The organism is Brakhagea slesvicensis (assembly GCF_052161625.1).
In the GTDB taxonomy this organism is placed as follows: Bacteria; Planctomycetota; Planctomycetia; order Pirellulales; family Pirellulaceae; genus JBKCUI01.
In genome coordinates, this window is record NZ_CP197412.1 from 3,973,873 (window position 1) to 3,986,892 (window position 13,020).

12 protein-coding genes are annotated in these 13,020 nt (G+C 53.9%); 9 read left to right on the plus strand and 3 right to left on the minus strand.

The window, feature by feature from the left end; genetic code table 11:
* From SH467x_RS15130 to SH467x_RS15140, 3 genes are all read left to right on the plus strand, one after another.
* Nucleotides 1-186 (plus strand): hypothetical protein, encoded by a 186-nt coding sequence (locus tag SH467x_RS15130; protein WP_482367947.1) that lies wholly within the window; start codon nt 1-3, stop codon nt 184-186.
* Between the two features lie 224 nt (nt 187-410).
* Complete coding sequence (locus SH467x_RS15135; protein WP_482367948.1) at nt 411-1,835, plus strand: ATP-binding protein; 1,425 nt, start codon at nt 411-413, stop codon at nt 1,833-1,835.
* A gap of 252 nt (nt 1,836-2,087) precedes the next feature.
* Nucleotides 2,088-2,936: a transposase gene (locus SH467x_RS15140; protein WP_482371380.1), complete on the plus strand. Its 849-nt coding sequence runs from the start codon at nt 2,088-2,090 to the stop codon at nt 2,934-2,936.
* 471 nt (nt 2,937-3,407) lie between these two features.
* Here SH467x_RS15140 and SH467x_RS15145 read toward each other — a convergent pair whose 3' ends face one another.
* The 3 genes from SH467x_RS15145 to SH467x_RS15155 all read right to left on the minus strand — a co-directional run bounded on the left by SH467x_RS15145 (nt 3,408) and on the right by SH467x_RS15155 (nt 7,180).
* On the minus strand, nt 3,408-3,869 hold the full coding sequence (locus SH467x_RS15145; RefSeq protein WP_482367949.1) for a hypothetical protein: 462 nt from the start codon (nt 3,867-3,869) through the stop codon (nt 3,408-3,410).
* A 17-nt stretch (nt 3,870-3,886) separates the two neighbouring features.
* Nucleotides 3,887-5,374, minus strand: a complete 1,488-nt coding sequence (locus SH467x_RS15150) for an RHS repeat-associated core domain-containing protein (RefSeq protein ID WP_482367950.1) — start codon at nt 5,372-5,374, stop codon at nt 3,887-3,889.
* A gap of 165 nt (nt 5,375-5,539) precedes the next feature.
* Nucleotides 5,540-7,180, minus strand: a complete 1,641-nt coding sequence (locus tag SH467x_RS15155; RefSeq protein ID WP_482367951.1) for an RHS repeat domain-containing protein — start codon at nt 7,178-7,180, stop codon at nt 5,540-5,542.
* 260 nt (nt 7,181-7,440) lie between these two features.
* Between SH467x_RS15155 and SH467x_RS15160 the strand changes: the two genes are divergently transcribed.
* From SH467x_RS15160 to SH467x_RS15185, 6 genes are all read left to right on the plus strand, one after another.
* Nucleotides 7,441-9,018: an FG-GAP repeat domain-containing protein gene (locus SH467x_RS15160; protein WP_482367952.1), complete on the plus strand. Its 1,578-nt coding sequence runs from the start codon at nt 7,441-7,443 to the stop codon at nt 9,016-9,018.
* A 25-nt stretch (nt 9,019-9,043) separates the two neighbouring features.
* Nucleotides 9,044-9,337 carry a DUF1330 domain-containing protein gene (locus tag SH467x_RS15165; protein WP_482367953.1) on the plus strand — a complete coding sequence of 98 codons (294 nt, stop codon included), beginning with the start codon at nt 9,044-9,046 and terminating at the stop codon, nt 9,335-9,337.
* 153 nt (nt 9,338-9,490) lie between these two features.
* Nucleotides 9,491-10,453, plus strand: coding sequence for a flagellar type III secretion system pore protein FliP (fliP, locus tag SH467x_RS15170; RefSeq protein ID WP_482367954.1), 963 nt, complete (start codon nt 9,491-9,493; stop codon nt 10,451-10,453).
* A 50-nt stretch (nt 10,454-10,503) separates the two neighbouring features.
* Nucleotides 10,504-10,779, plus strand: coding sequence for a flagellar biosynthesis protein FliQ (fliQ, locus tag SH467x_RS15175; RefSeq protein WP_146677891.1), 276 nt, complete (start codon nt 10,504-10,506; stop codon nt 10,777-10,779).
* 18 nt (nt 10,780-10,797) lie between these two features.
* On the plus strand, nt 10,798-11,598 hold the full coding sequence (locus SH467x_RS15180) for a flagellar biosynthetic protein FliR (protein WP_482367955.1): 801 nt from the start codon (nt 10,798-10,800) through the stop codon (nt 11,596-11,598).
* 21 nt (nt 11,599-11,619) lie between these two features.
* Nucleotides 11,620-12,729 carry an EscU/YscU/HrcU family type III secretion system export apparatus switch protein gene (locus tag SH467x_RS15185; RefSeq protein ID WP_482367956.1) on the plus strand — a complete coding sequence of 370 codons (1,110 nt, stop codon included), beginning with the start codon at nt 11,620-11,622 and terminating at the stop codon, nt 12,727-12,729.
* Nucleotides 12,730-13,020 lie beyond the last annotated feature (291 nt).

The following is a 13,020-nucleotide window of genomic DNA, read 5'->3' on the forward strand; positions in this document are numbered from 1 at the left end:
GTGGAGAGATTTTTCATGGGGGGCGGTTACCCAGGCACCTTGATGGCCTTCAATTCATGGATCTTGCACCGCAAGCGACTAGAGGGTGTGTTCCACCTCGGGTATGCTTCCTATACGGTGCGGGTGGATACCGCGTTTGGACCCAGCGAACAAGGGGTGAACGAATTCGGCTTCATCTGCTACTGAAAGATCGGAAACCACGAACGAGAGGGTCGTCGCAACCCATCGGAAAAGTCGATTCATTTGCTAGCCGTAGAAATTGGCGGAGATGAGTAGGTGTTGATCCTGCTAAGCAAAAAAAGGTAGGTGACTCCAGCCGGTGCCGTGCGATTGCCCACCCAAACGCTTTCAGACGCCTTTCGGAGTTTGGATTGCGTTCTCGCAAGCTTGGATTGAGCTAACGAATACAAATGGATGTCCACGAATTACAAAATTTAGTTTCTAATGGCGAGTCAGAAACGCTGGAGTTCAAGAAGACAAGCGGTGAACGACGCGAGGCAATTCAAACGCTGTGCGGGATGTTGAATCATCGAGGTGGTATCATTCTGCTCGGGGTAGAACCCAACGGAACAATTCCGGGTCAGCAAGTTTCTGATCGGACCATTGAAGAAATTTCTCAAGAGATCCAGCAGATTGACCCTCCTGCTTTTCCCTGGATCGATCGTATCGCAATGGGAAAGGATAGATTTGTAATATGTATCCAAGCGAATGCTGGTCGTAACCCACCTTACACCTATCGGAATCAGGCATACAAGCGAGTTGGTAACACGACATTGCGGTTAAATCGTGACGAATACAACCGAATCCTGATGGAAAGCCTGCATGGTGAGACGCGATGGGAAACACAGATCGCTGTAGGTTGGAACATCAGCGATCTAGATGATGAGGAAATACGTCGAACCATGGAGGAAGCGATACGGCGAGGAAGAATCGAAGATCCCGGGAGCACTTCGCTTGAGACGATCCTTGCGGGATTCGGACTGCTGGTTGATGGACAATTGAATCGCGCAGCGATCGCTCTCTTTGGAAAGCGAGAAAAGATCGAACGAGATTATCCTCAGTGTTGCATCAAGCTGGCGAAATTCAAAGGGACGGACAAGAGCGAGTTTCTTGATAACCGCCAGTTCTACGGAAACGCGTTTGATTTACTACTCAAGGCAGAGCGTTTTCTCAGCGAATCGCTACCAATAGCGGGGCGCGTGATCGCAGGTGTATTCGAACGAATTGATGAGCCGCTGTATCCCCGCGTTGCGCTTCGAGAGAGGCTCGCAAACGCCTTCTGTCACCGAGACTACACCAACCCAGGTGGATCAGTATCGATCGGGATTTATCAAGACCGTCTTGAAATCGCTTCAACGGGTGGGTTGCACTTTGGACTGACAGCAGAGAAGTTATTCCAGCCGCACGAGTCGCTGCCTTGGAATCCATTGATATCTCGCATCTTCTACCGTCGCGGAATCATCGAGTCATGGGGGCGCGGAATGCTGAAGATTGCAGAACTCTCGGCGCAAGCGGGACTCCCGCGCCCGGAACTAGATGATCAGACGTCGCATGTCGTGCTGCGGTTCCTTCCTTCGCTCTATATCCCACCACGTCAAGTCACGAACAGCCTCTCGGACGCACAGCGCGCGATTATGCAGTCGATTGCAGATTTTCCAGGGATTGCTAGACGTCAGATTGTGGAGTCATTGGGGTTCGATTTGAACCCGGTCAGAGATGACCTAGAGAAGTTGGAATCGCTTGGATTGATTGAGCGGAGCGGAAAAGGCCGCGGTACGGTTTGGTATCTGAAAGGGGCTGCGCCCATCGGATCATCGGCGCTGAATCGGCGCTGAATCGGCGCTGAATCGGCGCTGAATCGGCGCTGAAGGACAAGTGGCGGATGTAGGAGGATTTAGGCTGGAGGAAGAACGGGATGCATCGCAACCCGTTGCGTGAGCGAGGGATCTTCCAGTGAAGGGCTGCCCGGTTGTGAAGGAATGTCGGGTGCCAGTGTCTCCGTGGCCAGCGTGTCAGCAGCCTGTCCCTCACTGACGCTTCGGGTTGGGATAGAGTCTTCCTGAAGTCTGACCCCTGAATCCTGAAGCCTGGCTTCCCCCGGAAGCCTCGCTTCGGTTCAAGTTCGCGCTTCGTTCCATCGGTGGCTTGAACCTCTGGCGCAAAAGAACTGGAAAGCCGATGCACAAATCACTCCGGATGAACTGCAAACGCAGTTGGGCTGCGCCCGTTATCTTTCGGACTATATCCAAGGAGCAGCGATCTCCAATAACCGGATCGTCGAGGACAATGGGACGCATGTTACCATTCGGCAATGGGACTATCGAACGAACAAACCGGTCGAGGAGACCATGGAGGGAGAGGAGTTCGTTCGCCGGTTCTTGCTCCATATCGTTCCAAGCAACGTGCATCGCGTGCGCTATGCAGGTCTCTTTCAAGGGAAAGGACGCAAGGAAACGCTTCAAAGAGTCCGCTTGCTCTTGGCCAAGCACAATTCAGATTCCGTAGGGAAGCGACATGCGTCGCTTCCCCCATCCGCGAGACTCCATGAGCTTGAACTTCCGAAGATCGATAATCGGCCCAAGTGCTTGCGGTGTGGTACGCCGGGGATGCGATTGGAAGGGTATCGCGATCGCGTGGCGACTTGGGAGTTTATCCACCGGGTAGAGCATGCGATCGAACAATATTCGAAGGCACCTACCACGCTCGATCAATTGATCCGATCGAAAGCACGACTTGAGAGCCTTGCTCCGAAGCAAGGGTTGCTTGCCAATTGGAAGCGAGCGCTGGCGGTAAAGGAGCTCCTGGAATGGACGGTTGTACAGTGTTGCAGCGATGACCTGTGTGATGGAGACGATCTGCAAACCGAAGAAGCGACCCTTCGCTTCGGGGCAACCTGCTGTTACGTCTCGGTAAATCTTCCATTACCGGAAATCTAGTGATGAATGCTCTCGTTCAGAAACCATCACGTTCAAACTGCTCGCTACCTCACCAAATCGCATCTCTGTTGCATGCGAATCAAGGCGAGCTGTCTGAAGGTCCGTCGTTACCTGACCTGAAATGGACCAGACGAAGCACTCGGTGCATCCTCGTGCTCGCAAGCGGCTCTTTGGCCGCCATCTTGCGGCCCCTCGAGCGATAGACTCGGGGAATTACCCCCACAAAAAAACCATAGAGAAAATGCAGGGAAAACCAACTTCGGCAATCCCAGTGCCCCCGCATCGGCGGATCTGTTTAATGAGTTGGTTTAGTTCTTATTGGTGAACATCCATCTGCACCGCAGCCATCTGTGTCAAGAAGTGTTCAACGTGCGATCTCAAATCTGATTCCAACTGCTCTCGATCCCTCAGCTATTTCGTTCAGAAAATCACCTTGCTCGATGCAATCTAGTTTTTGCACAGGGCGCGGGTTCAATTGCAATTCAAGGATCGAATCCAATCAAGATCATCAGGGAAGTCGTCGATGTTCTTTCCTGATCGGCGATACAGTTCGGACACAAACATAACTGGCTCGATCCCAAGCCTTTCAATACAAAAACTAAAGCTTTTTGTTCTCGAAAGTACGAAAAGCAGATGCTCGGGCAATGCCATTTCCAACACACCAGGAAGTTTACTAAAGTGCTGGATCGCGAGCTTCTCCATTTTCTCTGAGTATGGAATCGCAGGGTAGTAATTATTTGCAATTCCGCTCCTTAACATGTCTGGAGTCAACCCAAGCTTGGTACAAGTAATTCCAATTACAGATTTTGGAATGGCTAATATCGCTAACGACACATCGGACTCAAGCAATACCGTACGATTGTCTAGCTTGCAATTGTCTGCGGCGATTTTAAAAACTTCGACCAACCGATCGGATCTGATAGATAAAGTCACCTGATACTTCCTCCAAATTATGGTGAATCTGGTCCGTACAAATCCCAACAGTCTTGTTTGTCCTGTCTGAGCGCTTCGTCCCATAGGTCTTTATACAGTGGAGCCGCCTCCATCAATCTATCATAATCCTGCTCAGCTTGTTGCAAACAATAGTCATACTGATCTGGATCCCATTCATCCGTAGGGCATTTCGGCTTAGATATTGGCAATGGAACTGGGACCGGAATCGGCCTGGGTTGTGCCGATGTTTGTATAGGCGGATGGTTCGATGGGAAGAAGTAGTAAGCAACTTGCGTCAATCCAGGTTCTAGCCAGTTTTGAGTACCGATAACAGGGGTGGCATAGATGCCGTATCCGAGAATGCCACCGGGCAGAACGGCAACACCAACTGTTGTGGCGAGCCCTCCACTAATGAGGACCGTTCCTCCTCCAGCAGCAGTACTTCCTCCCACGGCAGCTGCAGTTCCACCGCCCGTTGCCGCTGCTCCACCTGTAGAAACGATTCCGATTATTCCCGAACCTGTACCGACGCTACCTCCTATAGTTGTACCTCCCACAAGTGTTGATGTTCCTCCGGAAACTAGAACCGTTGTTGTGGATGTTCCGCCTGCTACGATGACGCCACCAACGCCAACAGCTCCCGCCGTAATTAGTTCACTTCCGTGAGGGTCTAAAACTACTAACGCATACCCTTGAAATTGTCGGTATAGGCCGAACGGGCTCCCAAAGTACCCAACTGGATCTCTCCCCATAAACCTACCAGCGAGTCCACTCATCCACCTCGCACGGAAGTGATACAAGCCAAGCGTCGAATCCCATTCACGCCCCGTGTAGGTATAGCGATTATTAATCGCGGAACTCGAGAGGACCGAGCCTGATCCATCGAGGATGGTTGGCTGGCCGTAGGCCGTATAGGCGTAGCGTTCCGCTACGGAGCCCGAAGAAGTGGTCACTGCCGTGATGCTGTACTGCTGGTTTCGGTGGTAGTAGTAAATCGTTCCGCTGGTTCCAGCCGCCTTGCGCACCACCGGTTCATCGATGTAGCTAGCGCACACATAGCGATGCGTTGGCGAGCTAGGAGCATCCCCGTATCCGTAATCGGCGATCGTCTGCTGGTCATGCTGCACATAGACGAAGGAGCCGGAGGTTCCTTGTCGTGCAACGCGTCTTCCCAGTGCATCGTACTGGAACGTGACATCGTTCGAGCCGTTGTTGTCCACATCGGCGCTCTTGAGCTTGTTGTCGAAGTCATACGACAGGCGTGAGGTTTGAGGGGTGAGGGTTGAGGATAAAACCGCAGGGGAACAATCAGGACATAGGTGGCGCAGATGGGTCAGGAAGTGGGTGCGGTTTTGCGCTGTGCCATTGGTGGTGATGCTGTTCCAGTCACCCACACTGGTAAGACTCCATGACTGAGTAAACGTTCCGCTAGCACGGGCGAAGCCGGTGAGACGGTCTTCGTCGTCGTAACTGGTGCCTGCTGAAGTAAACCCGTAATTGCTCATGGGGAGAAGACTTTAGACTTTGGGCTTTAGGCTTTAGGAAGAAAGGTGGAATTTTACCCGAACGTTAGCTCGCCGTGGGGGAGATTTCTCACGGGTAGGTTTCGTTGTGCGAATCGGTGATCGTTCCTGTGGGGCTATTGGCAGCCGTTCGGTAATCCTTGGTCGTCATTCTCCCGGCCAGGTCAAACGTGTAGGTGACCGTATCGCCCAATTGGTCCTGTTTGCGTTTAACGCGCCCTGCGTTGCCATAGACGAACGTGACGGTCCCGTTGCCCTTTGGCCAGGGGAGGTGCCTGACGTGTGATCTGGGTAGGTTTCTGTGAGTTTGGAGCCCCGAGAGTCATACGTGTAACTGGTCGTTTGGCTCTCGGCGTCGGTCAGGGAGGCTAATTGTCCCAAGGCGGTGTAGGTGAACGACGTGACTGCGCTAATCCGATCGGTGGTCGACTTCCTGCGCCCTCGCGCATCAAAGGTGGTGTAAGTGTGCTTGTTCTTGGCATCGGTTTGCTTGATCGCGTTTCCAGCTTTGTCATATTCGGTCTTGGTAACCGCGCTATTGGTATCGGTTCGTTGGGTATTGCGCCCCAGGGCATCGTAGAGCATGTCCGCTCCCACATTGTTGGGATCGCGAACCGACAGTTGGTTTCCGGCGGCATCGAAGGTCATGGTCGTAACCTTGCCAAGCTGGTCAATGCTGCGCAAGGTGCGCCCTGCCGCATCGGTCCAACTGGCCGTCGTGTTCCCTTGGGGATCCACCGACTTGGTGACTAAGACCGTTCCGTACCCGGACAAGGAAGTGTTCGCGTCGTAGACCGTGCAATTCCAGGTTGCGAGTGTATTGAGGGCTGTTGAGCCGGATCCACGGTAATTATTGAGCTTGCCGCTCATGACCGAGCGCCCTGCGGCATCGGAGATGGTAAAGCTGATCTCGTCTTCTGGGCTAATGACAACGGTTGCTTTCCCAGGAGCGGTGGAACTGAAGGTCACATTGGCACCTCCGTTGGCTTCGGTGGAAGCCAACTTGGAGATCGCGTTCGAAAGGGAGACGTTAAACGTTCCAGAACCTCCGGTTCCCAGCTTCGAGACCGAGACTCCGGTGGAGTTATCCAATCCAACCCCATCAGCCAAGTTGTCGTCGTACAGATACTGTGTCGTGAGTCCATCGGAGAGCGAGACCCCTCCAATCCCTGCAATGGGTGGATTGGCAGGATCGACGGTCCCTCGTGCCGAGAGCCAAGTCGTCTGGTAAATCACGCGCCCTCGCCCGTCGAACTTGGTCGTCGACTCCGAAAGGGTCTTTGCATCGGTGGGATTCGAGAACGATCCCACATGGGTCGACACATCCGATACTTGGATCGTGTGGACTGTGCGGCCGTTGGAGTCGGTATTTACAATCGTTCCGTGTCCGAGTGGATCGGCGTTGGCCGTCTTCTTCTCGCAGCAGGAGTCTTCGTAGCGCGTCCAGACGTTGCCGCCAAAGTCAGTGCGAGTCGCTTGATGACCTCCGAGATCATAAGTAAACGATTCGGTGGCTGCGATGGAGGAACCTGTTGCATCGGTGTGGCTGGCTACCAAGCCTCGGCCATTGTAGGTCCAAGTCTCTTTGGCCTTCTGGTAGCCTTCGGTATCCGTGGAATCGAAGTAACGAGGGTGGCGAACTTCGGTAACGTTCCCGGCTAGATCATAGAAGGTGTCCGTTCTGGCTTCGATCGATGTGCCGTAAGCGGCTTTCTTCGTGGTCTCACGCCCTTGGCCGTCGTACTCATAGCGTGTCTCGGTGCCGCGGCCGTCGATGACTTGCGTCAAGCGACCTTTGGCAGGTCATTGATTGCCGGTTAAAGTAGGATGTCTCTAGATGAGCGTCGCAGGACCGAGCTAGCAACAGACTGCAAAATACCGAACCACCGCGCCCATACCGTATTTGAATGATTCTACTTGCCAGTTTTACCACAGCTTTGGTACAGTGGATTGACAAGAATCGCAGGGTTTTTCTGTTTCTTCGCATATCCGCGAATCTGATCTTCTGACCTTGTCGCCCTCACCTACCTATATCGATCCTCCGGGCAATGCGTTTCACATCCGTTTCTTATCGACTGAAAGCCTGGTTGTTGATCGGGGGATGTTTCGCTGGCTGCGAGGCACCTCAGGACATTGGCACCACTCCCCCACCGGCCCACGATTCGGCCACCGCCGGCCGGCGAGCTCCTCTGGACGAAGCGACCGTCGCAAAGATTGAGCAATTTTGCGGCGATTGCCATCCTCTCCCGATCCCATCCACCTTTCCACGAGAAAACTGGGCCGCAGAAGTCCGTCAGGGATTCAAGTTCTACATCGAATCGAAACGAACCGATTTGCCGGAGCCAACCCAGCGAGACGTCATTCGCTATTACGAGGAACAAGCTCCTGAGGTGGTGGTTGTTCCGCGCGCCGATGCGATGAAGGAGACACCGAGTCCGGTTCGGTTCCTCCCCAGTGAACCGCTTGCCATTGCGGAAGTCGCCCCGGCCACAGCGCACCTTGTCTGGCAATCGGCAGAGGGGAGCCTCCTTTTTACGGATATGTACTCCGGCACTCTCAAAAGCTGGACTCCCAACTCTCTATCCCTATCCGCGACGTCAGCGAGGGACACCATCCGCACGATCGCCGAGGGGAGGAACTTCTGCCGCGTCGTCCCCTTCGATTGGGATGGAGATGGTCACATGGACTACATCGTCGGGGAGATGGGTAGCTTCCGCGTGGGTGACCATGAGAACGGTCGCGTTTCGATCCATTTTGGAGGCGACGACCCCCAGTCCATAGTGATCGCAGAGGGCCTCGGTCGAACTGTCGAAGCCAAACCCTATGATTACGATCAAGATGGAGATCTCGACCTCCTCGTCATCGACTTCGGCTGGCGCGAATCCGGGTCGTTCAAGCTGCTGCGGAATGAAGGTGGAGAGAAACGCTCACCTCGTTGGAAACGGGAGGTGATCGATGATCGGCACGGTGCTTTAGGTGTGGAATTCGCCGATCTCGATCGGGATGGTAAAATGGATTTCGTCGTCGCCTTTGCACAAGAATACGAGACCGTCGAAGCGTTTTTGCAACGGGAGAATGGCACCTACGAGAAGCAGTTGATCCTGCAACTGCCCGATCCTTCGTACAATTCCAGCGCCTTTCAATTGGTCGATCTCGATCAAGACGGACGGATCGATGTCGTGCACACCTGCGGCGATGTCATGGATTCCTTGCTCCCTAAACCCTACCACGGATTGCGATGGGTCAAGAATCTAGGGGATGGAAAATGGGAGAATCGCGAGTTGGGATTGCTCGTCGGCGCACTTCAATCCGCGGTGGCGGATTTCGACGGGGATGGGGATCTCGATATTGCATGCGTGGGGCTCTTTCCCCATGGTGGTAGTTCGGGGCCAGGTGCCTTTGATTCGATTTGTTGGTGGGAACAGAAAACATCAGGCGAGTTCCAAAGGCATAGCGTAGAACGCGATCATTGTTCCCACGCGTCATGCGTTGCCGCCGATGTTGACGGAGACTCCCGCATCGATCTCGTGGTCGGTGAGTGGTTGGATGACAAGCAAAAAGGGGCCTTTCGGGTCTTCCGAAACCTTCCTGCGACAACCCCCGTATCATCTGCTCTGGAAAACTAGTTAAGACAAACGTGGGGTAAGAACATTGGCAGCATACATTTTGGTGAGAGTCGAATTGACCGATCCGGAGCAGTACAAAAAGTACACACAAGAAACGCCGGCGGTGATTGCGCAATATGGCGGCAAGTTCATTGTCCGGGGGGGGCCGATTGAAAACATGGAAGGCCCCGAGGAGACGGCTAGGATCGTCATCCTCGAGTTCCCGACCATGGACGACGCGAAGCGATTTTACCACTCCGAGGAGTATCAACGCGTTCGGCTGCTTCGCGAGGGTGCCGCGCAGGTGCAACTTTTTGCCATCGAAGGGTACGGGGCATAAGCCTTTCCTCGAGGCAATTGCCGTTCTCTGATCTTTCCGACACCAGGGCAAGCGAATCACTTCACCGATGGAGCACTTGGTCTAGATTCCAATGCCCGGATCCGCTACTTGAGTAATTCTTGCCAGAAAGGCGGAAATTCAAGCGGTGGTCCCATGCTAGCAAATCCATACACTCCGACAGTCTCCCGAATCCGTTCGTGGGGCATTCGTTCGTTTGAATTCGCCTATTCATTGATTCTGGTCATCGTTGCAAGCTGGGTCTTGGGATCTGCATCCAACGCGATCGGTCAGACGAGCACAGACGATTTTCTGTCGCGAGCGCAACAAATCCGTGACAGTGCACCGGTAAGGAAAGCCACGGCGGAGAACGAGCGGGCAACGGATCCCGGAAGCGGTTTGGAGCAATTGGTCGATCGGGTCGGGGGAGGACCGGCAGAGTGGATCAGCCCCCGAGGGCTTTCGAGTTCCCTGCAAATCCTTTTATTGCTGACCGTTCTTAGCCTTGCTCCAGCGATCCTGTTGATGACGACATGCTATGTTCGCATTATCGTGGTCTTTGGTTTGTTGAAGCAGGCTCTCGGAGCCCAGCAGTTGCCGCCGAGTCAAGTCATCACGTCCATCTCCCTTTTCATCACTCTTTTCGTGATGAGCCCGGTTTGGAATCGCGTGTACGAGGATGCCATCGAGCCTTACACAACGGAAGGTTCACGCATGACTGCCACCGAAGCTTGGGACAAGGGAGTGGAGCCCATTCGGGAGTTCATGATCCGGCAGATCGATTTGGCGGACAACCATGACGACGTCCATTTGTTTTACAGCCGGTATGCACCGGGCAGCCAAGGCCCAACGAGCTTTGACGACGTTCCACTCCAAGTCCTGTTACCAGCCTACATGCTCAGCGAGCTCAAGACCGCTTTTTTGATGGGATTTAAGATCTATCTCCCCTTCTTGATCCTCGACATTGTGATTGCATCGGTAACGGTTTCGATGGGGATGATGATGCTCCCTCCAGCTTTGATCTCGACTCCGTTCAAGCTCTTGCTTTTTGTCTTAGTCGATGGCTGGCGACTGGTCGTTTCGATGTTGCTCGACAGTTTCGGAACCTTGGCGTCTTGACCGGTTCATTCTTCTTTCAACTCAACAATTCCAATTCAACAAGGTGACACATGACTTCAAGCGAAGCGGTGGATTTGGTCCGCGAAGCGATATTGATGTCGCTGATCCTCGGAACTCCGTTGCTCGTTATCGGAATGGTCGTCGGGTTGGCGATTGGACTGATCCAAGCGTTGACGCAGATTCAAGACCAGACGGTGAGCACGGTTCCTAAGCTAGTCGCGATGACGCTGGGGATTGTCGTATGTCTCCCGTGGCTGGCCGACCGGATGATCGATTATTCTCGCGATTTGTTTCATGAGATCCCGCTCCACGTCTCGAAGCGTTAATGCTAGAGCGTTGCCACCATGTTTGACAGCGTCGAGTTTTTAAAGAGTTTGCTTTACGGGCCGATGTGGACATTTCTCTGCATCGTCAGTCGGATAGGCCCGATGCTGGTCCTCATGCCTCCGTTGCAGGGGGCCTCGGTCCCCAACCGCGTCAAAGTAATGATTGTCTTGATGGTTTCAGCGGCCATTACTCCCATAGTCATGGAGTACACCACGCCACTGCCAGGAAATCTCGCGGACATTGTATTGGGTATGATCAAGGAATTATTGCTTGGTCTGCTTTTTGGATCGTCGGCGCTAATCATCGTCACTTCGTTGCAAATCGGTGGGCAAGTCATCAGTTCGCTCGCAAGTCTCGATGTCGCCCAAGCCGCCGATCCGACGACGCAGGAGAGCATCACCGTCGTTAGTCAGATGCTCTCATGGGTTGCCATGATTCTTTTTGTCACTTTGGGTGGCCATCGCGTAATCATCAGCGCGTGCGTCGACAGTTTTGCAACGTACCCAGCCGGTGGGGTCCTCCTGGAGGAATACTGGCTTTTGCATTTGCATGAATTGTTCGGGCACAGTGTCGCCATCGGCCTACGCGCCGCAGCCCCTCCCGCCATCGCGTTGCTCTTAGCGAACTTTGTTACCGCATTGATCGGCCGCACGCTACCGCAGTTGAACATCATCGCGATTGGCTTCAATCTAAACGTGTCGATCCTCCTCATCATCTTGACGTTGTCGATCACCAGTATCGGTTGGGTCTTTCAAGACGAATTCGTTGGCTGGATCGAACGGACAACAGAACTGTTTCCTGCAGGTGGTCGAAGCTAGAGAAAGGAGGGTAATCCTTCGATGGCGGATGATAGCGGAGAGAAGAAACACGAGGCAACCGACTTTCGCAGGCAAAAAGCCCGCGAGGACGGTAACGTCGCGCGCTCCAGCGACTTGACCTCGGCCATCCTTCTCCTCGTGGGTGTGGTGCTCCTCGACACGACCGGACCCGCGATCGCTAATTCCTTAATCGGCTTGCTACATGACGTTCTGACGTCGGAAGCGACGTTGAAAACCGACACGAGAACCGTCATGATCGATTTGATCCGGCAGACGGGCCAATCGTCGCTCGCCTTGCTTCCTCTATTGCTTGGAATGCTCGCCACATCGGTGATTGTTCACTTCGCACAAGTAGGACCGCTATGGCTCCCTGAGAAGCTGGGGATGGATATCACTCGTATCGATCCAATTCAAGGCTTCAAGCGGTTGCTCTCGATCACCAATGTCACGAGGCTCGGTTTTGGGTTGGTAAAGATCGCGCTAGTGACGGGGATTTTGATCGCAGGGGTCTGGTCCAAGTGGGATTCGATCCTCGCGTTAGGGACGACGGGGATCGGTGCGGTCGGAGGATTCGTCTGGGAAACGATGATCGAACTTTGTCGCAATGTCGCGATCGCCCTCGTGATTCTCTCGATCGTCGATTACGCATTTCAACGCTGGAAGTACGAGCAGGATTTGCGCATGACAGATGAGGAAATGCGCGAAGAAATGAAGATGACGCAAGGGGATCCTCACACCAAGTCGCGGCGTCGCAAGGTGCAGAGGGAGCTGGCGCAACAGCGTCTCTCGGTCGATGTCCCCAAAGCGGATGTCGTCGTCACCAACCCTACTGAACTTGCGATCGCATTGCAGTACGATCCAACGACGATGCGAGCACCGATCGTCCTCGCGAAAGGGGCGGATCTAGTGGCGGCCAAGATTCGAAAGATTGCCTTGCAACACGGGATCCCGATTGTCGAACGCAAACCGCTTGCTCAAGCCCTTTTCCGCGAAGTCGACGTAGGCAAACCGATCCCAGCCACGGAATACACCGCCGTCGCCGAGGTCCTCAAATACGTCTACCAAGTCAAAGGACGCTCGATCCAAGAAATCACGGAGACGCTGCAATCGCAATCCGAGTCGATCAAGTAGGCTCCGAAAACAGGCCAAACGCCCTGGTTCGTTGAGTTGTGATACTTTCCTGCGAGCCGATCGATCGAGGGGGTATCGAGCTGGTTGTTCGAGATCCGGCCAGAGCAAGACGATGCACCTAGGTAGGTGAGGTGATTTGTGGTACCAGCAATTGGTGATCCGTGTATAGGTTCCACCTGCGGTGGGGTGAGTACGCCTACGGCTGACTGCTAAACGATTTTTTTAGCCCGGGGTAAGCCTGCGGTACCTCGGGGTGGTATTGGTGTGGAACCTGAGCCGACGGACCTTTCC